The 22,813-nt window shown below is 69.0% G+C and carries 21 protein-coding genes and 1 pseudogene; 8 read left to right on the top strand and 14 right to left on the bottom strand.

Annotated elements, in window-relative coordinates:
• Window positions 1–156 precede the first annotated feature (156 nt).
• From LNW72_RS01160 to LNW72_RS01180, 5 genes are all read right to left on the bottom strand, one after another.
• Window positions 157–1,446, bottom strand: a complete 1,290-nt coding sequence (locus tag LNW72_RS01160) for an HAD family hydrolase (RefSeq protein ID WP_250973562.1) — start codon at window positions 1,444–1,446, stop codon at window positions 157–159.
• A gap of 130 nt (window positions 1,447–1,576) precedes the next feature.
• Window positions 1,577–2,536, bottom strand: coding sequence for a formylglycine-generating enzyme family protein (locus LNW72_RS01165; protein WP_374117106.1), 960 nt, complete (start codon window positions 2,534–2,536; stop codon window positions 1,577–1,579).
• A 135-nt stretch (window positions 2,537–2,671) separates the two neighbouring features.
• On the bottom strand, window positions 2,672–2,920 hold the full coding sequence (locus LNW72_RS01170) for a hypothetical protein (protein ID WP_250973564.1): 249 nt from the start codon (window positions 2,918–2,920) through the stop codon (window positions 2,672–2,674).
• A 101-nt stretch (window positions 2,921–3,021) separates the two neighbouring features.
• Window positions 3,022–3,219, bottom strand: coding sequence for a hypothetical protein (locus LNW72_RS01175; RefSeq protein WP_250973565.1), 198 nt, complete (start codon window positions 3,217–3,219; stop codon window positions 3,022–3,024).
• A gap of 106 nt (window positions 3,220–3,325) precedes the next feature.
• Window positions 3,326–5,998, bottom strand: coding sequence for a LuxR C-terminal-related transcriptional regulator (locus LNW72_RS01180; protein WP_250973566.1), 2,673 nt, complete (start codon window positions 5,996–5,998; stop codon window positions 3,326–3,328).
• A 306-nt stretch (window positions 5,999–6,304) separates the two neighbouring features.
• Here LNW72_RS01180 and LNW72_RS01185 point away from each other — a divergent pair, with 306 nt between their 5' ends.
• Window positions 6,305–8,668, top strand: coding sequence for an arylsulfatase (locus tag LNW72_RS01185; RefSeq protein WP_250973567.1), 2,364 nt, complete (start codon window positions 6,305–6,307; stop codon window positions 8,666–8,668).
• 96 nt (window positions 8,669–8,764) lie between these two features.
• On the opposite strand, the gene LNW72_RS01190 is transcribed toward LNW72_RS01185, so the two are convergent.
• Window positions 8,765–9,199, bottom strand: a complete 435-nt coding sequence (locus LNW72_RS01190) for a hypothetical protein (RefSeq protein ID WP_250973568.1) — start codon at window positions 9,197–9,199, stop codon at window positions 8,765–8,767.
• 308 nt (window positions 9,200–9,507) lie between these two features.
• On the opposite strand from LNW72_RS01190, the gene LNW72_RS01195 reads away from it, so the two are divergent.
• Window positions 9,508–10,716 carry a DUF2254 family protein gene (locus LNW72_RS01195; RefSeq protein WP_250973569.1) on the top strand — a complete coding sequence of 403 codons (1,209 nt, stop codon included), beginning with the start codon at window positions 9,508–9,510 and terminating at the stop codon, window positions 10,714–10,716.
• Window positions 10,717–10,752: 36 nt separating this feature from the next.
• Here the strand turns inward: LNW72_RS01195 and LNW72_RS01200 are convergent, their stop codons facing one another.
• Window positions 10,753–12,069: a SulP family inorganic anion transporter gene (locus tag LNW72_RS01200; RefSeq protein WP_308401860.1), complete on the bottom strand. Its 1,317-nt coding sequence runs from the start codon at window positions 12,067–12,069 to the stop codon at window positions 10,753–10,755.
• 469 nt (window positions 12,070–12,538) lie between these two features.
• Between LNW72_RS01200 and LNW72_RS01205 the strand changes: the two genes are divergently transcribed.
• From LNW72_RS01205 to LNW72_RS01215, 3 genes are all read left to right on the top strand, one after another.
• Complete coding sequence (locus LNW72_RS01205; protein WP_250973571.1) at window positions 12,539–12,817, top strand: SHOCT domain-containing protein; 279 nt, start codon at window positions 12,539–12,541, stop codon at window positions 12,815–12,817.
• Window positions 12,818–12,911: 94 nt separating this feature from the next.
• A complete protein-coding gene (locus LNW72_RS01210) occupies window positions 12,912–13,352 on the top strand; it encodes a DUF6325 family protein (RefSeq protein WP_250973572.1) in 441 nt (146 codons plus the stop codon).
• Between the two features lie 106 nt (window positions 13,353–13,458).
• Window positions 13,459–14,103, top strand: a complete 645-nt coding sequence (locus tag LNW72_RS01215) for a GAP family protein (RefSeq protein ID WP_250973573.1) — start codon at window positions 13,459–13,461, stop codon at window positions 14,101–14,103.
• Window positions 14,104–14,177: 74 nt separating this feature from the next.
• Here LNW72_RS01215 and LNW72_RS01220 read toward each other — a convergent pair whose 3' ends face one another.
• Together LNW72_RS01220 and LNW72_RS01225 are read right to left on the bottom strand one after the other, a co-directional pair.
• Window positions 14,178–14,417, bottom strand: coding sequence for a hypothetical protein (locus tag LNW72_RS01220; RefSeq protein ID WP_250973574.1), 240 nt, complete (start codon window positions 14,415–14,417; stop codon window positions 14,178–14,180).
• 343 nt (window positions 14,418–14,760) lie between these two features.
• A complete protein-coding gene (locus LNW72_RS01225; protein ID WP_250973575.1) occupies window positions 14,761–15,048 on the bottom strand; it encodes a hypothetical protein in 288 nt (95 codons plus the stop codon).
• A 351-nt stretch (window positions 15,049–15,399) separates the two neighbouring features.
• Here LNW72_RS01225 and LNW72_RS01230 point away from each other — a divergent pair, with 351 nt between their 5' ends.
• The gene (locus tag LNW72_RS01230) at window positions 15,400–15,963 is read left to right on the top strand and encodes an SMI1/KNR4 family protein (RefSeq protein WP_250973576.1); all 564 of its coding nucleotides are present in this window, start codon (window positions 15,400–15,402) and stop codon (window positions 15,961–15,963) included.
• A 131-nt stretch (window positions 15,964–16,094) separates the two neighbouring features.
• On the opposite strand, the pseudogene LNW72_RS01235 reads toward LNW72_RS01230, so the two are convergent.
• Window positions 16,095–16,593 (bottom strand): annotated as a pseudogene (locus LNW72_RS01235) (transposase); the annotation flags it as partial.
• A 232-nt stretch (window positions 16,594–16,825) separates the two neighbouring features.
• Here LNW72_RS01235 and LNW72_RS01240 point away from each other — a divergent pair.
• Together LNW72_RS01240 and LNW72_RS01245 are read left to right on the top strand one after the other, a co-directional pair.
• Complete coding sequence (locus LNW72_RS01240; protein WP_250973577.1) at window positions 16,826–18,073, top strand: histidine kinase; 1,248 nt, start codon at window positions 16,826–16,828, stop codon at window positions 18,071–18,073.
• Window positions 18,061–18,720 carry a response regulator transcription factor gene (locus tag LNW72_RS01245; RefSeq protein WP_250973578.1) on the top strand — a complete coding sequence of 220 codons (660 nt, stop codon included), beginning with the start codon at window positions 18,061–18,063 and terminating at the stop codon, window positions 18,718–18,720. The genes LNW72_RS01240 and LNW72_RS01245 overlap by 13 nt, the downstream gene beginning before the upstream one ends.
• 206 nt (window positions 18,721–18,926) lie before the next feature.
• Here LNW72_RS01245 and LNW72_RS01250 read toward each other — a convergent pair whose 3' ends face one another.
• The 4 genes from LNW72_RS01250 to LNW72_RS01265 form a co-directional block, all read right to left on the bottom strand.
• Window positions 18,927–20,288 (bottom strand): HAMP domain-containing sensor histidine kinase, encoded by a 1,362-nt coding sequence (locus tag LNW72_RS01250; protein WP_250973579.1) that lies wholly within the window; start codon window positions 20,286–20,288, stop codon window positions 18,927–18,929.
• A complete protein-coding gene (locus LNW72_RS01255; protein WP_250979970.1) occupies window positions 20,285–20,944 on the bottom strand; it encodes a response regulator transcription factor in 660 nt (219 codons plus the stop codon). Before LNW72_RS01255 ends, LNW72_RS01250 begins: the two co-directional genes overlap by 4 nt.
• Window positions 20,945–21,056: 112 nt before the next feature.
• Window positions 21,057–21,905: a hypothetical protein gene (locus LNW72_RS01260; protein WP_250973580.1), complete on the bottom strand. Its 849-nt coding sequence runs from the start codon at window positions 21,903–21,905 to the stop codon at window positions 21,057–21,059.
• A gap of 112 nt (window positions 21,906–22,017) precedes the next feature.
• The gene (locus LNW72_RS01265) at window positions 22,018–22,755 is read right to left on the bottom strand and encodes a response regulator transcription factor (protein WP_250973581.1); all 738 of its coding nucleotides are present in this window, start codon (window positions 22,753–22,755) and stop codon (window positions 22,018–22,020) included.
• Window positions 22,756–22,813: the final 58 nt, after the last annotated feature.

A 22,813-nucleotide genomic window follows, 5' to 3' on the forward strand; every position in this document is an offset into this window, starting at 1 on the left:
ACGTTTGTTGGCCACATTCCGCGATAGGTGGCCAGTGACGTTCTGTGGCTGATCACGAATGCTCGGGTGTGCGCCGCTTCTGGTGGCTCGGGGACGGTGTACTACCGGCTGTTTGGGTGGAGTACCCCATGGCGGGCGGAGTGTCGGGTATGGCGTTCAGGACGCTCCGCCCACCCCCGGGCGGGGCCGGGGAAGAAGAGGGAACAGCTCATGTCCGTACGCATCCGTCAGGCCGTCGTGGCGGCCACTGTCATCGCCGCCACCGCAGGCGCGGCGGCCCCCGCCCTCGCCGCTCCGGCCACGGCACCCGCCGGGCATGCCGCCCACCTGTCCGCACTTCCCATCGACGGCGAAGACGGCGCCGCCGACAGCGCCGACGAAATGCACGGTCCCGAAGACCCGGCAAGCTTCGACGCCGAGTAGACCGGCACCGAGCGCGCAGAGCCTCCCAAGGCTCTGCGCGCCGCCACCCTCTCCCGTAGAAACCCCCTGGCGGCCAGGTACGGCACAGCTCCTCAGTTCCACACCGAGACGACGCGGTTTCACGCTGCGTGACAGAAGCAGTGCCCCGCTGGCCAACCATCGTGGAGCGAAGTGGCCAACTGCATCACAGGTCACCCTCGTTGCCAGGGGCTTTCGCCTTTCCGCCGCTTTCGTATAGGCGTACTCGCGTTCCGCGTCGTCGTGGCTGATCAGCAGAGCGAGCGAGGCCGTAGTGAGCATCTCGATGTCCACATCGGCGTTGCCGGCTGCGAGCAGGGGCAGGCGCCCGGTCTGGGCGTAGATGTGCTCCGGCTTTCCCGCGCCCAGGGCCAGCCCGCCGAGCATCCGGTCGGTCCGTACGATCCGGCCGTCGGTGTACTCGTACGCTGAGGCCGTTCCAATGACGTTCTCCTTCGGCAGGCTCCAGATCTCCTCAGCGAACACGCGCATGAAATCCCGGCCGCCCCCGGAACAGACGAACACCCGGAAGTCGTGTGCCTTGAGGTAGTCGAAGAGTTCGAGCATGGGCCGGTACACCAGGTCGGTGTAACCGATGCCGAACCTGGGCTGCTTGACCGTATCGGCCCATCGGTGCACTTGGGCTTCGAACGCGTCCGGCGTGGATCCCGCCCACGAGCGGGCCACTGCCCCCTCCAGCGACGCCATGACCTGAGGGTCCTGGGTCATGAGTCCCTCGAAGAATGCCGGGTCGCGCTCGACGATGGCCTTGTACGGCTGCCGCTCGGCCAGTGACGGGGCTTCCCCCGCCTCCTGGGACCAGACACGCAGCAGGAAATCGAACTGCGGGGGCGCCGGCTGTTTCACCCACAGAGTGCCGTCGTTGTCGAAGGTGGCGATCCGGTCCGCCAGCGGCGCGAAGGCTGCGCCGGGCTGGGTGGCCGACTCCACGAACTCCGCGATCGCGCGCTTGGAACCGCCTTCACGCCAGCCAGCGAGGTCCACGCTTGTCATCCCATCACCCAGCCTGTCCTTTTCCCTGTGCGCCCCGGCGCACTCCAAGACATCAGCAGGCCCTTCCTGACCGACCGGTGTTCGGTCGACGTTCGTATCGGACCGTAGCCGGGGTTCCCGGCTACGGTCCGATCGGCTCCGCGCAGCGGAAGCCGATGTTGCCGGTGGAGGAGTCGGGTGTGTTGGCCATCCTGGCCGAGACCCGGTAGCGGCGGCAGTAGGAGGCGTGGCAGAGGTAGGACCCGCCGCGCAGGGCACGGGCGGTGCCAGTGGGCGGCCCGGTGGGGTCCTGGTCGGGGCTGGTGGTGGATGAGCCGGGGTGGAACCTGCCGGCGGTCCACTCCCATACGTTGCCGGTCGTGTTGTACAGGCCGTAGCCGTTGGGCTCGAAGGCGTCTACCGGGCAGGTACCCAGGTAGCCGTCTTCCCGGGTGTTGTGCTGGGGGAAGGTGCCGTTCCAGACGTTCATCCGGTGTCGGCCGCCCGGCCGCAGTTCGCCGCCCCAGGGGAACGGCTGCTGTTCCAGGCCGCCGCGGGCGGCGTACTCCCACTGTGCTTCGCTGGGCAGGTGCCCGCCTGCCCAGGCGCAGTAGGCGGTGGCGTCGTTCCAGGACACGTGTACGACGGGATGGTCCTCACGCCCGGTCAGGTCGGAGTGCGGGCCCTCGGGGTGCCGCCACTGGGCGCTGGGAACCTCGCGCCACCAGGGGGCGGCCGCGACGCCGCGGGTGGGCGGGAAGTCGTCAGGGAGCAGTCCGGCGAACACGAAGGACGCCGCATAGCGTTCGGCGTCGGTGACGTGTCCGGTGGCCTGGACGAACGCGCGGAACCGGGCGTTGGTCACGCAGTGGGCATCGATGGCGAAGGCGCTGATGTCGACCCGGCGCACAGGCCCTTCACCGTCGCCGGGGTAGGCCCAGGCGTCGTCGCTACCCATACGGAAGGAGCCGGCTTCCAAATGAACGGGCGCTTCAAGCACGGGCACCGCCCCCGACGTGGCCGGGAACTCCAGGGGCTGGGGTGGCCCCGCCGGTTGGACAGGACGGGCAGGACTACAACAGGCGGGCCGGTCGTCGTTCATCCTGGTGGGCGGCTCTCTCGTGCGGTGCCGGGCTCAGCGGTGCATGGATTATCTGCCGGTGCCGGCCAGGAACGGAGGATGCCGGGCTGGTGGGCGTGGCGCACGGTGAGCGACGGGTCCGGTTCGTGCCGTGTTTCAGGCGTAGTGCCGGATGATCCATTCGGCGCCGCGGTTCGCGACAGCGCACCGGCGCTCAGTACGCGAGCTGTGCCTGTGCGCGGCCTGGGCGCTCCTGTGGGCGACGGTGTCCAGCTCCCGGGTCCGCCGCTCCAGGTCGAGCAGTACACGGGGGTCCGGTCGTGGGGTCGCGGTCAGGCGCTCGTAGGCCGCCTGTACCGCGGCGAGCGCGGTGCGCAGGTCCGGTGTGGTTGCCTCTGCAGGCATGGATGTCGCCATGTCTCCTCCTGCGTTCGCGGGTTCTTGGCTCGTCCACCATTGCACCGGTGGGTGCTGATGGGTTCACCCGGCGCGGGTGAACGGTTGCCTCAATCGGGTAGCCGGCGCATCTCCAGCACGTGCAGGCCTACCGCCTGGAACCGCAGCAGCAGCCCGTACAGGTGGGCTTCGTCGGTGACAGGTCCCAGGAAGAGGTCCTGGTCGGGAACCGGGACGTGGTCGAGTTCGGGGAAGGTCTCGGCAAGGTCCTCCGAGACGACGCCGGCGATGTGGAATTCGTAGCGCACGCGTGCCTCCACGTGGGTGCGGCAGTCCGATGCTCGTCCCACCATGGTCGGCGCCTGCGGGCCGGACGTCTTCCCCCAGTTCGGGGGAGACTCGGCACTGGCGCAATCACAGCAGACCGAGGGCCTGCGCGCGGTGGACTGCTTCGCTGCGGCGGGTGACACCCAGCTTCCGGAAGGCACTCTTGAGGTGGGTCTTGACCGTGTTGACGGACACGCACAGCTCGGCTGCGATCTCCTCGGTCGAGAGCATGCGGGCGGCCTGGTTGAGGACGTCCCGCTCACGGTCCGTCAGACCATCGACAATGGACGGCAGTTCGGTGATGGTGTCGATGCGATGACGGCCGAGAAGCTGAGCAGGAAGCCAGCTGTGTGCCTGCGCTAGGTCCGGGTTCTCACGCAGCAGCAGGTGCACTCCAGGCCCGCTCTCGACGAACAGGCGGCGCAGCTTCTCGGGCCGGGCCAGCGTGAGCGCCTGGGCCAGCAGGCTGTGCGCCTCTTGGAGGTCGTCTCGTTGCACCGCGGCCTGGACGCGCAGCAGACAGGCCTGTACTCGGCTGGGAGCGGTGGCCGGTTCCGGGTTGGGGAGATGAGTGAGTTCCTGCATCGCGCTGTCGTCACGGCCGGTCGCCAGCAGGACGCGGGCCAGAGCCACGGTGTGTTGGGGGCGTTCGCAGGCGACGCTGTCCAGGGCGGCGAGGGCCGCGCCGGTCTGCCCCTGGGCCAGGTGCACCGCGGACGCGGCGATGGCGAGTTCGTCCATCGCCCATGGCGGTGCGCCGTCGGCAGGCAGGCACTCGTACGCCCGGTCCAGGGCCGCACGTGCCCCGGCCCAGTGACCCGCCGCAGCCGCGAGCCTGGCACCGATGACCGCCGCCTCGACCAACGCCACATCCTCCAGGTCGGCCCTGGTGGTCAGCACGAGGTCGAGATGGGCCTGGGCATCGGCCAGTTCGTTGTGCTCAGCTGCTGCGCCCGCCAGGACAAGGCGTTCCAGTGCGGCGTGGTGCGCGGGTGTCAGGGCGGAACGTTCGACGATGTCGAGCGCGTTGTGTGCGTAGGCCTGAGCCTGGCGCAGCCGTCCCTGGAGCAGTTCGACCAGAGCCAAGGACCCCAGAGCGTCGTGGTGTGGGTGTTCGGTGCCCGGTTGCCCGCAGGCGTCGACGGCGGCGGTCAGGGTGGCCGTGGCGTTGTCGAGCTCTCCGGCGTTGAGCGCGGCCGATCCGAGACTGGCGAGCACGGTCGCCGCCAGTTCCGGGTGTTCCAGACGGAGGGGCTGCGGGATCTCGCGCAGCAGCCTGCGGGTGTCCGCTGCTGCCTCACGGACGGCTTCGTAGGGGCCGGACAGACGCGCGGACAGCACCGCCAGGAAGGACGCGGAGAGCTTGACAGCCACGCCCTGATTCCCGGGCTGATCCTCGGCGGTCCGCAGCGCGGCGGCGCAGCCCTGGACGTCGTGCTGCGCCAGGCACAGGGTGGCGTTCACCAGGGCAGGTTCCGCGCCGGCCAGATCCAGCGGCATGGCGGACAGCAGGCGGGTGAGCCTGTCGGTGTCCGGGCCGGCCAGGAGGCGGGGGATCGCCAGCGTGTCGACCAGCTGTTGCGCGGCGAAACCCCAGTCGGCGGCGGCCGAGGCCTGGACGACGGCTTCGGTCTGCTGCCCGTTGGCGGCCAGCCATCGCGCCGCGCGTTGGCGCAGGCGAGGTTCCAGGTCGGGGTGTATGTGGCGCAGCCGGGCTCGCAGTACCTCGGCGAACAGCGGGTGCATGCGGTACCAGGCGGTGTCGTTCACCTGCTCCACGAAGGCGTTGGCGCGGGCGAGCGCGGCTAGGGTCCACTGGCCGTCGTGGTCTCCGGTCAGGGCGTCGGCCAGGTCGGGGTGGATGCGGTCGATGATGCTCACCCGCAGCAGCAGGTTCTGCGTCGCGGGTGGGTAGGCGTCCAGTACCTCGGTCAGCAGGTAGTCGGCGATGGTGGACCGGTCGGCGGCGAAGTCGCGGATGAAGGCCCGCGGATCCATGGCACGCTGCATCGCCAGCGCGCACAGTCGCAGGCCCGCCGCCCAGCCCTCAGTGCGCTCGGCCAAGGTGCGCAGATCCTCCTCGCCGACGTCCAGCCCGTGCCCGCGCAGCAGCACCTGGGTGTCCTGCTGCGTGAACCTCAGGTCGGCGTTGCGGATCTCGGTGATCTCGCCTGCTGCGCGGTAGCGGTGCAGTGGGAGCAGCGGATCGCAACGGCTGGTCAGCACCAGGCGCAGTCCGGGGGCGGCGTGCCGGATCAGGAACGCGAGGTCCTGCGTGACCTCGGGGCAGACGAGGGCGTCGAACCGGTCCAGAACCAGGACCACCGGTTCAGGTGCGTGGGCCAGCCCCTCGGCGAGGCGCGCCAGCAGCAACCGCCCGGCGTCCTGCTCGCGTAGTGGCGTGTCCACCTGAGCCGGCAGCCGAACCCCACTGCGGTGCAGGGCCTCCAGAACATGGGCCCAGAAGTTGTCGGGGGAATCGCCGGGCTCCACGCTCAGCCAGGCGACCGTGCCCGGTCCCCGGTACTGACTCACCCAGTGAGCGGTGAGCACGCTCTTGCCGGCGCCCGCGGGGCCGCTGACGAAGGTGACCGGCCCCTGCACACCAGTGGTCAGGCGTTCCAGGAGGCCCGGCCGGGGCACCAGGATCCTGGGTACGGCGGGGACGGCGAACCTCGCGGAGAGGATCGGGTCACCCGACGGTGCCGGATCGCGGTGCTGCCAGGGGTCGGGGGGCTCGGACGCTGCCAGGTTCTGCAAGGGATCACCCAGGATCACGCGAGTGGGGCCTGCGAGACGTAACCTCCTTCCACTGAACCCCGGGCACCTGGGTGCCGCCAGTCGTGCCGGCCTTCGACGGGCACGGCCGATGCGTCCAGAGCGTGATTTCTCCTGAGGCACCTGGCCTGGCGGGGGTGCGTTCACCCGGTGCGGGTGACGCGGTGCACGCGTCGTCGACGCAGATTGGATGCGAGCCGTTCCGTGCGCCGGCCGCCGCATGGCGACCGCACCGGCGCCAGGCCCCGGATGGCAATCCGCATGACCGACGAAGAGAAGGCAGCAGTCATGGCTGACATTCAGCGTCAGATCCTTCCCATTCCGGACCTGCCCCGCCCCGGTCCGATCACTTACGACGCCAAGGACCCCGACACGTCCTTCCCGCCTCTGAAGGAACTGCGCCCGCCCGAGGGCGCGCCGAACGTCCTGGTGATCATGCTCGACGATGTGGGGTACGGAGCGTCCAGCGCCTTCGGCGGCCCGTGCGAGACACCGGTCTTCGAGCGGCTGGCAGGCGGGGGCCTGAAGTTCACCCGCTTCCACACCACCGCCTTGTGCTCGCCCACCCGCCAGGCCTTGCTGACAGGGCGCAACCACCACTCGGTGGGCATGGGCGGCATCACCGAGATTGCCACCTCCGCCCCCGGTTACAACTCGTTGCGGCCCAACACCAAGGCCCCGATCGCCGAGACCCTGCGCCTGAACGGCTACTCGACCGCGCAGTTCGGCAAGTGCCACGAGGTACCGGTCTGGCAGACCAGCCCGGCCGGGCCCTTCGACGCCTGGCCCTCCGGTGGCGGCGGCTTCGAGCACTTCTACGGCTTCCTCGGCGGGGAGACCAACCAGTACGATCCCGCGCTGTATGACGGCACGACCCCCGTGGATCCGCCCAAGACCGTTGAGGAGGGCTACCACCTCACCGAGGACCTCACCGACCGGGCCATCATGTGGGTGCGCCAGCAGAAGACTCTGATGGCGGACAAACCGTTCTTCTGCTACTTCGTCCCCGGGGCCTGCCACGCACCGCACCACGTGCCGGCAGAGTGGTCCGACCACTACCGGGGCCGCTTCGACCAGGGCTGGGACGCGATCCGCGAGGAGACCCTGGCCCGGCAGAAGGAGCTCGGGGTCGTGCCCGCCGACGCGGAACTCACCGCCCGGCACGAGGAGATCCCCGCGTGGGACGAGACCGACCCCCAACTGCGGCCGGTCCTGGCCCGGCAGATGGAGGTCTACGCGGGCTTCATGACCCACACCGACCACCACATCGGCCGCCTCATCGACGCCCTGGAGGAGCTGGGCGTCCTCGACGACACCCTGATCTACCTGATCATCGGTGACAACGGGGCCTCCGGTGAGGGCGGCCTGCGCGGCACCTTCAACGAGATGCTGGTCTTCAACGCCATGGCCGACGTGGAGACGCCCGAATTCATGGCCGAGCGCATCGACAAGTTCGGCACCCCCGAGGCTTACAACCACTACGCGGTCGGCTGGGCCCACGCCATGGACACCCCCTACCAGTGGACCAAGCAGATCGCCTCGCACTGGGGTGGAACCCGCAACGGCACCATCGTGCACTGGCCGCGCGGGATCACCGCCACCGGCCAACAGCGCCACCAGTTCACCCACGTCATCGACATCGCCCCCACCATCCTGGAAGCCGCGGGCATCCCGGAGCCGACCTCGGTCAACGGCGTCCAGCAGTCGCTGATGGAGGGCACCTCGATGCTCTACACCTTCAACGACGCCGACGCCCCCGAGCGCCACGACCACCAGTACTTCGAGATGTTCGGCAACCGCGGCATTTACCACAAGGGCTGGTCCGCCGTGACCAAGCACCGCACCCCGTGGTTGCTGGGTCCGGGCAACATCCTCGCCTTCGACGACGACGTCTGGGAGCTCTACGACGGGGCCACCGACTCCACCCAGGCCCACGACCTGGCCGCGGAGATGCCCGACAAGCTGCACTACCTGCAACGGCTGTGGCTGATCGACGCCGCCCGCTACAACGTGCTCCCGTTGGACGACCGGACGGCCGAGCGGTTCAACGCCGAGCTGGCCGGGCGCCCCGAACTGATCACCGGGGATTCCCAGATGCTGTACGCGGGCATGGGACGGCTGACCGAGAACAGTCTGGTCAACGTCAAGAACAAGTCGTTCTCCGTCACCGCCGAGGTCGCATCCACCAACGGCGGCCCGCTCTCGGGCGTCATCCTCGCCCAAGGTGGCAGCTTCGGCGGCTGGAGCCTCTACACCAAGGAGGGCCGCGCCAAGTTCGCCTACAACCTCGGCGCGCTGGAAGTCACGTCGATCGAGGCCGACCGACCGCTCCCCTCCGGCGAGCACCAGGTCCGGATGGAGTTCGACTACGAGGGCGGCGGCCTCGGCAAGGGCGGGAACGTCGCGCTCTACTACGACGGTGAGCCCGTGGGCCAGGGCCGGCTCGAACACACCCTGCCCTTCATCTTCTCCGCCGACGAGACCGCAGACGTCGGTCTCGACAGCGGCACCCCGGTCGCCCCCGACTACGACAGCCCCACTGGCACCTTCACCGGCGACATCCACTGGGTCCAGGTCGACGTCGGAAGCAACGACGCCGACCACTTCATCGAGCCGGACGAAAGGATCCGGATCGCCATGGCACGCCAGTAACTCCGCTTCGGCAGGGAGTGCACGTGCTGAGGCTGCGGACGCCCACATTTGAGGATGCGGGGCATCCGCAGCCTCAGCACGTGCACTCCGTTCGCGTCAAGACGTCGTTGTGCCCCGTCCTTGAGCCCTCAGCGGGCCGTAGACCTGTTCTCTGTCGTCGTTTGCCGATGCGAGGTCGATCCGGGCACCACCTTCGATCACCATCGGAGTGACCACGACGTTCTTCCCCAGACGCTTGACCTCGCCTTTCTCGGCTTCCCGGGCCGGGCCCGTCAGGGCGTCGGGGAGAACGAATGCGCCCCGGAACAGGAAAGGTTTCTTCTCCCAGACGAGGACGTCGCGAACCCAAAGTCCATAACCGCGCCGCCATTTCGTACTCAGGCCCGGCGCATCGCCGTCGACCACCCGAATGGCCCCTTTGAAAACGTCAGGCTGACGGGTGACCCAGCGTCGTCGTGCCAGCACGACTGCCAAGAACGCGACGATCACGATCAGGTCGACACCCAGCACCGCCAGTAGTGCGATCAGCATGGCGAAAGCCTCGCACCCCGCCGACTGGTGTGCATGTCCGGCAAAGGTCCGGGCCGCGGTTGTTCGGGCTGCGGCATTCACGCCGAGGCCACGTCCCGCGTGTTCCGGGGCGCAGGTGGTAGGTCGCTACCCGGTGGGCGAACGTGGACGTCTCCGCGTGCGCGCACGGAGCCGCGGGGTGACGATCAAGGTACGCGCGCTACCTGCCGCGCGGTAGCCCTGCGCCGGCTGCAGGTGCCTACCCCAGCAAGCTGCGCGGCCGAGGGTCGAGGGCGCGGCCGTGGCGCCCTGTGATGGCTGGAGTGTTGATGGCAGCCCGGACCGGTCACACCCCGCTGCACCGTAGGCGCCGTGTGCGCGCCGAGCGCACCCAGGCCCTGTTCACCCTGGTGGGCCTGGGCCTGGGCCTTGTGATGCCCAGGGTCAGCGGTGGGCCGCAGATCGCGTCCGGCCAGGTCACCACGATGCTGCTCACTCTGGGTTTCGGCGTGCTCGGAGTGGTCGCGGTCATCTTCTCGCTGCTGTTTCTGGTGGTCCAGTGGGCGCACTCCAACTTCTCGCCGCGCCTGACGCTCTTCCGTGAGGCGCCGATCGTGTGGCGGACCTTCGCGATGGCCATCAGCGTCACCGTCTTCAGCATCACCGCTGCGCTGGCAATCGGCACACGACCTCACGTTTCCTTCGCGGTACCGGCCCTTGCCGGAATCATGCTGCTCACGATGCTGGCGATGCTGCGGAGACTCCAACTGCAGGCCTTCGCCTCCATCCAGCTCGCCCCGGTGCTCCTCGCCATCACTCAGCGCGGCCGCGCCATCCTCGCAAGCCTCTACCCCGGCCCAGCCGGGCCGGTGCCCATGTCCGACGTCGAGCTGCCCGCGCCGGTCGCCACGGTCGCCTGGCCCGGGCACCTGTCGGTACTGCAGCAGATCGACATGGACGAGCTGGTGACAGCCGCGGAGCAGTGCGGGGCCGTCATCGTCCTGCACGTGACACCCGGAGAGGTGCTACGACACGGGGCACCTCTCGCGGACATCCGCGGTGCGCCGCTGCCGGCCGGCGCGGTCCTCGACTGCATGGTCACCGGCACCGAGCGAACCCTCGAACAGGACCCACTCCAAGCCTTTCGTCTGCTGGCCGACATCGTCATGCGGGCCTTGTCCCCCGCGGTGAACGACCCCGCCACCGCGGTCCAGGGCCTGCACTGCCTGGAGGACCTCCTTGAGGGGCTGCAAGGAGTGCCGCGCGGCCCCTTGTATGTGAGCGACCACGAAGGTGAGCCGCGCGTGGTGCTCACCCTGCCCGACTGGGGCGACTTCCTACGCACCGGCCTGGACGGCATCATCGCGGCCGCGATGGGTTCCCCGATCGTGCTGATGCGCCTGCGGGCCCTGCTCGCGCGCCTGCACCCGCACGTCCAAGACCGCAACCAGACTGCGGTCACCGCCCGGCTGACATGGGTGGAAGAGGAGCTGGCCACCCGGTTCCCCGTGCTGTGGAACGAAACCGCTGCCGGCTGAACTCGGAGCGCCGATGCGGTGACGGGCACCGGAGAGTCATCTCGGGTGCGCTTCGCGGTAGGCGGCAACCCCGGCGCGCACCGTGGGGAAGAGGAACCCCTCGCCGACCAGCTCGGTCATGCCGGTGTTGGTCAGGACGCGGCGTAGGGGGGTCTTGGCGCGGGCGAAGGCCAGGACCACGTCACGCTTGGCCAACTTCTGGTGCAGGTCGCGCAAGGCGTCGATGGCGGTGGAGTCGATGTACGTGACGGCCTCGACGTTGACCAGGATCCAGCGGACCTTCGGCGGGGCGTCCGCAACCACCTGCAGCACGCGGTCACTGAAGAAGGGCACGTTGGGGAAGTACAGGGCTGCGTCGAAGCGGTAGACCACCAGACCCGGAACGGTCTGAGCGCTGTGATGCACCTCGATGTCGCGGAAGCCGTCGATGTCCTGGTCGTGGCCCAGGACCGCGTCGTGGGGGCGCACCGTGCGGTGCACGAAGATCCCGATCGACAGAGCCACCGCGACCAGCAGGCCGTTGAGAACCCCCAGGGCGAGCACCGCGACCAGGGCGCACACCGCCAGCCCGGCTTCGGCATCGCGGACCTTGTGCAGTCGCAGAATCCCCTTGAAATCGAAGAGCTTGAGGGCGGCTGCGACCACCACGACGCCCAGAGCTGCCTTGGGCAGCGGGGCGATCAACGGGGTGGCGACGGCGGCTACCACAGCCACGATGGCAGCAGCGACCAGTCCCGTGACCTGCGAACGTCCCCCCGACGCGTCGGCCAGCGCGGTGCGCGAGCCGCTGCTGCCCACCGGGAAGGCTCCGGTGAAACCCGCCGAGAGGTTCGCCGTGCCCAGGGCCACCAGCTCCCGGTTGACGCTGACCACGTAGTGGTTCTTGGCGGCGAAGGAGCGGGCGATGGCGATGCCGTCGGCGAAGGAGACCAGCGCCATCCCGGCCGCAGGAAGCACCAGGGCGACCATGTCGCTGAGCCCTGCGTGGGGGAACCGCAGATGTGGCAGACCGCCCTGGAGGTCGCCCACGACTGCGATGCCGTGGTCCTTGAAATGGAACAGCTGCGAGGCAGTGATCGCGACGATGACGACCACCAGGCTGCCGGGCACCTTGGGCGTGAAGCGCTGCATCAGCAGCACCGCACCCAGCAACGCCACGCTGAGCACCACCGTCAGGACGGAGGCGTCGCCCAGCTTGCGCAGCGCCTCGGGGCCACCTCGGCCAGCCCGGCCATGCCCATCGCGGCCGGAACCGCCACCGCGGCCACTGTCACACCGACGATCGCGTCCTTGGCCCACGATCCACGCCCCTGACTCACCAGCATCGCCGCCCCGGGCAGGAGGTCCTGCCACGAGCGCGGAAGACGGGCTCGCAACCTAGCCGTCCGGCTCACGGCGGCTCGCTCCTCGCCCGCCCCTCCGGGCCCGGAAGCCGGAGCGCGCATCCGGTCCGGGGGCGGATCGACCATCGGGCGGGGTCCTCTCGCACGCCGGAAATGTCTCCACCGACCGTATGCGGGGACCACGTCTGCAGCTCCGGAAGACGGTGGCCACGCGGGGCTGGCCCATCCGGACGGCCCAAGCCAGCGGCCCAAGCGAGTCCCCTGTGCAGGCCATGCGGCATAAGGCGCCAAATGGCCTTTTCGAGCCTAGGGTGGATAGCAGAACGGCCATGCCAAGGGCGCGCCCTCCGATTCGCGCTCAGTGCAAGTCTGGCCGGCTGAAGCGCGGGCGCCCCGGGACCAGGTCGCATCAGCAGCAGGCGAGCAAAAGAGTCGACCAGGGGCAGACAACCTCGCCGTGGATCCGAAGGAGAGAGCACATGCCGGGACTTCTTCGCGCAGTCGTCCGCACCGCGGCCGTCGCCGGAACCGCCACCGCCGTGTCGAACCGTGTCTCACGCCGACAGGCCGGCCGTTGGGCTCAGCAGGGTCAACCACAAGATCCCGCACAGCCCGCGAAACCGGCCCCGGCCGCCGCGCCCTCCACCGACATGGACAGCAAGCTCGACCAACTCTCCCAGCTCGCCAAGCTCCGGGACCAAGGAGCGCTGAGCGACGCGGAGTTCGCGGCCGAGAAAGCCAAGGTGCTACAAGGCTGATCCCCCGGACTTCTCAGGTCCGAGACCAGGGGCACGTGTGGAACAACAGAACCACCAACGACGGATCCCACCCCGAGACCCACGAGGAGCCGGCATGAACGAGACGGACGACATGGGGCCGATCGATTACCTGATCATCGAATTCCCCCCAGGCGCAATGAGTGGCGAGGGCTTCCCCCTGCTCGTCGACCTCGTCGACAGGGGCGTGATCCGCATCATCGACCTCACATTCGTGCGCAAGGAAGCCGATGGATCGGTGGTCGCCGTGACCATCGCCGACTTCGACCACGATGGCAGTCTGGACCTGGCCGTCTTCGAGGGAGCGTCCTCGGGCCTGCTCAGCGGTGAGGACATAGACGAGGCCGGCAGAGTCCTCCAGCCCGGCAGCGCGGCGGGAATCCTGGTCTACGAAAACCTCTGGGCCGCCCCTCTGGCCTCCGCGTTGCGACGCTCCGGCGCGCAGATGATCGCCGGCGGCCGGATTCCGATCCAGGAACTGGTCGCCGCACTCGACACCGCGGACGCCGGCGCTTGATCAGTCCGTCGGATCCCCCGGACAGCATCAACTGACGGCAGCCACCGGAACGAAGCAAGCCCCGACTGCCCATCCCGTCGAACGATGCTGTCCCCTGGAGGCGGCCATGGTGCTCGACCTCATCATCATCGGTCTGGCCATCACCCTTGGGCCGCTGCACAACACCGCGTTCATCCTGCTGCTTTCAGGGCCCGGCGGGGTACGCAAAGGGGTCGCGTTCATCCTGGCCTGGCTGGTGTGTCTGGTAGTTGTCATCGCCGCGGTGGTCCTTCTGACCGGCGGCAAACCCCTCATACACAAGAGCGCGCCCTCCACCGTTGCCCTGGCCCTGAAGCTGCTGCTCGGCCTGGGCATGGTCCTTTACGCCGAGCGCAAACGGCGCCGTGGGGCGAAACCACGTCCGTCCCCCAAGCGGTTCGCACGACTCGACAACGTCTCCGGTTGGTTCGCAGCGGCGTTGGGCATCCTCCTCCAGCCGTGGGCCATGGTCGCCGCCGGCGGAGCGACCGTGGTGCAGGCGAACATGTCGTCCCTCGCCACCTACCTGGCCTTGATCGGCTATGTGCTGCTGGCCACCTCCAGCCTGCTGGCGATGGAGCTCTACACGACCTTCAGACCAACTGCCGCCGCGACCACACTCAGCGGCCTTCGCGCCTGGATCGAGGGCCACCAGGACCAGGCCATCGTGAGCCTGTCACTCCTCCTCGGCCTATGGCTGGTGGGACAGAGCCTCTACGGACTCGTCAGTTGAAACCGCCTGAACACCTGGGGATTCGGCCCCTGGACGGCTGTCGCCCGCGCGCCCTTCGCCACCGCCGAGTGGCGTCAGTCCTGCCGACGCCACGCTCGCGGGCCCCACCGGAAGGTGTGCAGGTCGCCGGGTGCGAGTTCCACCAGACCGTCACGGCTTCGGAACGCGTTCGGCGGGCAGGACATCGGCTCGACCGCGATGCCCCGGCGCCGCCGCTCGGGCAGGGTGTCTCCGGTGTACACCTGCACGAACCCTGCGCCCTCCCCGAGCCACAGGTCGGTGCCGTGCGAACCCGAGTGATGTGCGAGACGCACGACGGCCCGACCGGAGGAGCCCCGTTCCCCTCTCACCCGCATCTCACCAACAACACCGACGACCCTGGACCACAAGGACCCCACCTGGCACTACGCCACTTCCCTGTACTCAGTGGACGCCCCTGGACGGTCTCTACGACCTGTGCCGTGTAGTACCGAGAGCGGGGCCGAAGACCAGGACCGGATCGCGTTCTGGCTGGTCAAGGCGGCATTGCAGGGTCTTAGCCATCGTCTCGCCCGCCCACGCACGCACCCACATCTCACGGTTATTCCAGGGAGGGGGCGGGACGCCCGTCAGCCCTGACAGACCTGGCACGGCTGTGGCACGGGCCTCCGTGGGAGCTCAGAGTCCCCGAAGGGCGTCGCGAAGATCTGTATAGGTGCTCCAGCAGACGATGCTGCCGTCGCCGTACAGGTTGCCCATATGCCAATCATCGTCACCGGAGACCTTGACGATGCACAGCTCGTGGAATCCGAGGACGATCTCTGGGTGCAGCAGCTCATCGGCGCGGCCGGCGATCCCGCAGTACACGGCCGGGCGATCAGCACTGAGAACCGTAGCTTGAGCGTCTCCAGAGACATCACGGATCTGCTGAATCGTCCATCCTGCAGGTGGCTCAAGGGATTCCATCTTGCGATGCTTGCACGGACGCGGTGTCTTCCTTCCCGCCCTCACCGCCCGCGGCCGCGCAACCTTCGGTGAGATTGGTCAAAGTTCGCCGAGATGGGACAGCCACTGATTCCTAATGCCGTTTGTCAAGCCGCAAGGGCCGTCGGCGGCCTGAGTTCGTGTGACCGAGCGCCGTAGGTTGTCCCGCCGGCCAGGTGCGCGCTCAGCGACCGCCGGACAGGCGCAGGTCTTGGCGTGCCGGGGTCTTCAAGCTCGGCGGGCGACTGCTTGGGTCGGGCTCCGTTGCGGGTCTTCGCAGGGCCTGCCGACTCCCCCACGGCTCCCGGCGGGTTCTCCGGTAGCGTCCGATCCATGATCGCCCTCGATGCGCTTGTCCGTCTCTGCCAGCCGCCGGTCGATCCGCCACCGGCAGTGGACTGGGCGGATGCCGAGCTGACCCTTGGTACGGCGCTGCCCGCCGACTACAAACAGCTCGTCGAGACGTACGGCGACGGCATCTTCGACGAGACGATCTGGCTGCTTGTACCGGACTCCGCCTACGACGACTGCGACCTGCACGCGCAGACGGCGGAACGGGACGAGGTCCTGACCGACTTGTGGGAGTTTGAGGACAAGCCAGCTGGCCTGCAGGAGGCGGGAGCGAAGGTCCTGCCGTGGGCATTCGAGGAGGGCACAGGGGCGTTCCTGTACTGGCTCGCGCGGCCTGGTCAGCACCCCGACGAGTGGACCGTGCTCTACAACGAGGGGCGCGGTCCCCTGTGGGAGCATCACGACATGGGGTCCCTGGCCTTCCTGCTGGCGGTGCTCACCGGAACGGCGAAAACGGAGTACTTCGGCCACCTTTACGAAGTGCTGAAGCCGACGGAGCACCGCTTCGCGACTGCCGACCAGACTCTTGGGACTACAGGGCAATGACGCCGCCCACTGCTCTCGATCACTGACTCGCCACTGACACACCAAATGAGCGCCGTATCTATCTGGCCAGACCGGCCAGATAGGTACGGCGCTCAGTCACAGTTCGTCTCACTGATTCCCAATGCGGTTTGTCAAGCCGCAGGGGCCGTCGGCGGCGCGAGTTCGTAGCACTGTCCGTCGCGCAGGAGGGCCCAGAGTACGTTGACGCGGCGTCGTGCAAGAGCGAGGACGGCCTGGGTATGGCGCTTGCCCTCGGCTCGTTTGCGGTCGTAGAACCGGCGGGACTCCTCGCACGTTCGGATGCTGAACAAGGCGGAGGTGTAGAAGACGCGTTGGAGCCTGCGGTTGTATCGCTGGGGGCGCCGAAGGTTGCCGCTGATCTTCCCGGAGTCCCGCGGTGCCGGCGCGACGCCGCCGAAGCCGGCGAGCCGGTCGGGAGCGCCGAAGACGGCCATGTCGCCGCCGGTTGCGGCCAGGAACTCGGCACCGAGGACACCCCGACCGGGCAAACTGGTGATCACTGCGAAGTGGTGGTGCTCGCGAAACCGTGGCCTCGATGAACTTGTCGATCTCGGCGACCTGCTGGTTGAGGCCCATCACCTCCGCCGCCAGCGTGGGCACCATCCGGGCGTTGACGGAGCCTCTTCGGAGCGGTTACCGATCGGGGTGCGGAGCTGGCGTGAGGGTGGGGTACGCAACGGACAGGGCTCCCGCGCCGTTGAGGGAGGTGTGCGAAGTCTCAACTCAGTAGCACAGGAGTCCCGTTGGACAAGATCAAGATCTACAGCTGGTACTAGGTTCACCATGAGATCGGGTACAGGTTTCATGGCACCGTCCTCCTGCGGTGCCCTAGCGTCGTGCCATGACGATTCCAGGTGGACTGAGTCGCACGGTCCTCCGGGCGCGGCGGGACACCGGCTTTCTTGCCGCTGGTGTGCTGCCGCACCTGGCGCTGGTACCCGTGTGGGCCTGGGCGGCGGCGACTACTGCCAGGACGGGGAACTGGCTCCTTACGGTTTCCGTGTCGGCCGCCCTGGTCCTGCTCGGCACCCCGGTGCTGACGGCCGTTCAGCGGGCTCGCTACCGGGTGCTCATCGGTGTGGACGTCCCCCGGATCACCCCCACCGCGCCGGAACAATGGACGCGGGCCTCGACCGCCCGGTGGCTCGCGGCGAGGCGGCCTTGGCGCAAGATCGGCTACCACCTCCTGCTGGGCCCGCTGCTCGCGCTGCTGGAGCTGCTGGTGCTCGCAGTGGCAGCGGCGTGCCTGGCGGGCGTCATCGCCTACGCCTGGTCATGGGCGCTGCCAACCGGAATCCGCCAGGACTGGTTCGGATACCTGACCCAGCTGCCGGCTTACACGGCCGCTGGGCTCCTCCTCCTGTGTGCCCTGCCCTGGACCGCGCGGGCACTAGCCCGGGCCGAGGCGCGGCTGGCGCTGGGCCTGCTCGGGCCCAGCCGGGCGCAGCGGCTCCAGGAGCGGGTCGATCAGCTGGCCGTGAGCCGGACCGACTTGATCGAGGCCGTCGACACGGAGCGCCGCCGGATCGAGCGCGACCTGCACGACGGCACCCAGCAGCGGTTGGTGTCTCTCGCGGTCAACCTGGGTCTGGCCATTGCCACCCGCCCGGACCTGCCGAGTGATGCCCGCGAGGTGATCGCGAGAGCGCACCTGGAGGCGAAGGAGGCGATCGCCGAACTCAATGACCTGGTGCGGGGGCTGCACCCCGCTGTGCTCGAAGACCGGGGTCTGGACGCGGCGTTGTCCGGGCTGGCTGCCCGCACGCCCCTGCCGGTGCGGCTGCGGGTCGATCTGGAGGAGCGGGTGGCGCCCAACGTGGAGTCAGTCGCGTACTTCGTCATTTCTGAGGCGCTGACCAATGCAACGAAGCACGCCAACGCGATGCGTGCAGAGGTGATAGTCCGTCAGGTCGGCGGGGTGCTGCGAGTGCGCGTTACCGACGACGGGCTGGGCGGTGCCGACGCCGCCGCCGGCACGGGGCTGACCGGGCTGGCCAAGCGGGTCGGCTCCCTCGACGGGGCCTTCCACGTCAGCAGCCCCGTTGGCGGGCCCACCACCATCACCGCGGAGCTGCCGTGCGCGCGGTGATCGCCGAGGATTCGGTGTTGTTGCGGGTCGGCCTGATCAAGGTGCTGGAGATGGGCGGGTTCCAGGTCGCCGCGGAAGCCGGCGACGCGGAGGGGCTGTTGGCGGCAGTGGCGGAGCACCGGCCCGAACGTGCCTTGATCGACGTCCGGATGCCGCCCGGCTTCACCGACGAGGGGGTGCGGGCGGCGATGGAGATCCGTCGGCGCTGGCCGGGGACGCCGGTGGTGCTGCTTTCGCAGTACGTGGAGGAGCGGTACGCGGCTGACCTGCTGTCTGCGAACACCAGCGGTGTGGGCTACCTGCTCAAGCAGCGGGTCGCCGATGTCGCCGACTTCGTGGCGGCGGTCCGGCGAGTGGCGGACGGGGGCACGGCCCTGGACCCGCAGGTCGTCGCCCAGTTGCTGCTGCGGCGCGACAGCGACCCGCCCGCGCGGCTGACCCCCCGTTACCGTCTTCGTGGCTCCGCAACGGGGCTACCGGCCTTCGGGTCCGGCATGACTTCCCCCCTTGTCGCGGTTGATGATCCGGGGGGTGGTGTCACCGGGCCCGGAGTCATCGACGGACCGCTGATGAGGGGCTTGAGCACCGGCTTACCCGAGCCGGAAGAGCTCTCCGTAACGTGGGATCCCTGCCACTGCCCTCGCTGACGGGAATCCCCGGCGACATCAGCGCCTGCTCCGGCTGGATCGTGGCGGATCCCTTCCGGTGCATTGACGGTGAAAGGGTCGGTGTTTGATTATCCGCTCAGGGATTCTCTCGGGGACAGCTGGAACGCTGGAACCCTCTTGTCCGCGAATCGGTGACGCGGCCCGTCACAACCAGCTCCTGGTCACATTACCCCGGACAATATGCCTTATCCGGCGGGAAGTGAGACCACGAAGCGGGCGCCGGTATCGGCAGGAGACACCGTGATCTCACCCCCTGCCGCCCGCGCGAGGCGGCGTGCGAGTGGCAGGCCCAGGCCGGCTCCGTCGTGGCTGCTGGCGGGAGCGGCCCGGAATCCCGGTTCGAAGACATCTCCCCACAGGTCGGCCGGAATCCCGGGACCGTCGTCGGAGACCCTGACCTCTACGCTCTGTCCCGGAGCTGCCGCATAGTCGATCACCACGCACCGCACCGCGTAGCGGCGGGCATTGTCCAGGAGCGGCGCCAGGATCCGCTCCAGAAGCGGAGCGGAGACGCCTACGGTGGCGGTCTCCCCGTCGATGCCGGTTCGCAGCACAACCGGAGGATCCTGGGGATGATCCTCAGCGCTGCGGCGCGCGACATCCACGATCACCTCATGCAGCGAACATCGTCCGGATGTCTCGGAGCCGCGGGTGCGCGCTTCGGTGAGCAGCGTTTCGACGATGTCGTGCATGCGGGCGGCGCCGGAGGCGATGGCCTGGTGCGCGGTCTCCTGTTCCTCGGCGCCGCGCGGCCTGGCCTGCAGCCATTCGACCTCGGCGGTGAGAGCGGCCAGGGGGGTGCGCAGCTCGTGTGACATCTCTCCGGTCAGCTGCTGCTCGTGCCGGAGCACAGCGGCGAGCCGGTCCAGAAGTCCGTCAAGTGTCCTTGCCAGGTCAGCCAGTTCCGCCGGGCGTCGCTCCGCTCCGAACCGGTGACCGGCGTCCTCCCCGCTCCACCGTGCCGCTTGCCGGCTCATGACGGACACCGGGCGCAGTGCCCGGGCGACGACCGCGCGGGTCACCGGGTAGACGCCCCCGAGCAGCAGTACGGCCAGTCCGATCGACCCGATGAGTGCGGTCTGGGCCGTGTGGCGGTACGGAGTGACCTCCACCGCGGCGACGACCGTGCCCACCTGTCGGCCGCGGTCCCGGATCGGCAGGGCGTACAGCCGGAACGGTGCGGTGCCGGACGACTCGTCCGCGAACCCTTCCCCGCCGGCGAGCCGGTCGGCCCATGCCTGCGGGCCGCCCGGTGGCGGCGGGCCTTCCACGACGTGCCGGCCCTGGTAGATCCAGATTCCGGTGTCCAGGACATGGTCGTCGGACGGTTCATGGACGGTGAGTGAGCCGTTGGACCGCACTTCGACGGTGGCGGCGACGGCGGCCGCACGCGTGCGCAGCAGATCATCGGCCTGCGCGCGCAGCCGGGCGTCGAGCACCACGTTGAACGCGGTTGTGAGCAGTGCCACCCATATCGCGGTGGTGGCCAGAGCGAGCAGTGCGAGTCGGCCCCGCAGGGTGGCCGGGCGGAGCGTGAGGCGTCTCATGCGAACCGGTATCCGACTCCGCGGACGGTCTCGATGCCTTCGGCCGCGTCCACTTCCCGCAATTTGCGGCGCAGCCGCGCCAGGAACTGGTCGAGCGTGTTGTCGCTGACGCTGGCGCCGTCGGGCCACCCCGTGCGGATCAGGGTCCGCCGGCGCACCACCGCGCCGGGCTCGGCCATCAGGCAGGCCAGGAGCCGGAACTCGGTGGGTGTCAGGGATGCGGTGCGGTCGCGCACCTCGAGCAGATGCCGCGCCGGGTCGAGTCGGATCCCGGCGCCGTGCGCCACGCGTTCGCTTCCGGTGCGCCGCAGGGCCGCCCGCAGTCGCGCGGCGAGCTCGCTCATGTGGAACGGCTTGGACAGGTAGTCGTCGCCTCCCGCGGAGAAGCCCGACAGGCGGTCGGTCAGTCCGTCGCGCGCGGTCAGGAACAGCACCGGTGCGACCAGGCCGCGGGCCCGCATGGCCTGGCACACATCGCGTCCGTCGGAGTCCGGTAGGCCGACATCCAGCACCACGGCGTCCGGGTGGCCGGTGGCGGCAAGGGTTCGCAGCGCGCTGCGGCCGTCGGCGGCGGTCACGACCTCGAAGTCCTCCTCGCGGAGTCCTCGGGCCAGCACGTCCCTCAGCGCGTGATCGTCCTCGACGACCAGCACCAGGGGCCGCGTCCTGCGGGCGGCCGGGCCGGGCGGCGCGCCGGGTCCTTCGGCCGGCTCGGCCCGGCGTTCGGACGGCGCGTCGCGGTGGGAAGGGGTGTGAACGGCCACGGGGTCAGTATTGCCCGGTTTCCGAGGTGCCCCGGACGAGGTCGCGCGCGACGGGTTCTGCGGTTCCGGGGTCCGTCTGGTCCTTGCGGGTGAAGGAGAGGAAGGCGACGAGAGCGGAGATCGTCACGAGGAACAGGGCGCTGGTCCCGACCGTTCCCAGGCCGAGGCCGCCCTCGTCACCTGGCTGCGAAAGGTAGTCACCCAGCGAGGCGCCGAGGGGGCGCGTCAGGATGTAGGCGATCCAGAAGGCCACCACCGCGTTCAGCCTGATGCCGGTGTGCGCCAGCGCGACAAGGGCGATCAGCGCCCCGAAGACGACCGTCGACACCCAGTAGCCCAGACCGAGCTGCTCCGCGGTGAGATCGCCCGCGGCAGTGCCCAAGGCGAAGGTGAACAGAATGGCCGCCCAGTAGAAGGCTTCGCGCCGCACCGTGACGATGCTGTGGATGGACAGCGTCTTCTCACTCGCGAACCAGATCGCGAAGGTGGCGGCCAGCGCGACGGCGAACAGGACGGCGGTGGTCGCGAGCGGAACTCCGAAGTTGTCCGTGAGATTGTCGGTGACCAGCGTGCCGACCACGCTGATCAGAACGACCGCCATCCAGTAGATCGCGGGCACGTACTTCTTCACCATGAATTGGAAGAACAGTGTGATGATCAGCAGGCCGGCCATGATGTAGGTCGTGTTGGTCAGGCCGAGGTCGAGATTGCTGTTCAGGAAATCCGCTGCCGTCTCGCCCACGGTGGTGCAGAGCACTTTGATGATCCAGAAGTAGATCGTGACTTCCGGGACCTTGTTCAACATCTGGCGGCGCGTGGGCGCGGCCCCGGACCATTCCGTCGTGATCGTCATGGCGCGAGGCTGCCACGGCCCACCTGAACACAACCTGACTACGTGGTCTGCCCGCCACCGGCCGGGGCCGCGGTAGCCGCGAAGCTCCTGCAGGAGTCCATGTCAGAAGTCCCTACCCGCTCTCCGGTCGCTCGAGCCGGTAGCCGTGCCCCCGCAGGGTGGTGATCTCCAGCGGCCGGGTGGGGATCGGCGCTGTGGCAGCGGCATGGTGCAGGCGGCGGCGCAAGGAGGCCATGGTGACGTCCAGGGTCTTCGTGGGGCCGAACCAGTTCTCGTCCCAGACCTGTGCCATCAGGTCCTCCCGGGAGACTGCCGCGCCCTGGTTGCGGCACAGTACGGCCAGGAGTTCGAACTCCTTCGCGCGCAGAAGGATTTCCGCACCGTTGAGCAGGCAGCGCCGCGCGGCGATATCCAGCGTCAGGGCACCGATCACGAGCGACGCCGGGCCCTCCGGCGCGGTCGTGGGGCGGCGGCGCAGGTGGGCGCGGAGCCGGGCGAGCAGAACGGTCAGGCTGAAGGGCTTGACGAGGTAGTCATCAGCGCCCGCGTCCAGGCCGGCGATGACATCGATCTCGTCGGAGCGGGCGGTCAGGATGACGATGAGCAGATCGGGGTGGTCCGCGCGGAGGCTGCGGGCGACGTCGATGCCGTCCATGTCGGGCAGGCCGAGGTCCAGGAGGACGACGTCGGGGCGGGCGCTGTGCGCCGCGCTCAGACCGGATGTCCCGGTGCGGCACCAGGTAGCGCTGTATCCGTTGCCGAGCAGGCCGGTGTGCAGGTGGCGTCCGATGGTCTCGTCGTCCTCGATCACCAGAGCGGCGGGCCGGTCGGATGCGGTGGCCATGGGCATGCTCCAAAGCGTAGGGGGCCCGGCAGGCAGGAGCGGGACAGACACCAGGGCGAGCGTG

It is taken from the genome of Streptomyces sp. RKAG293, assembly GCF_023701745.1.
GTDB lineage: Bacteria > Actinomycetota > Actinomycetes > Streptomycetales > Streptomycetaceae > Actinacidiphila.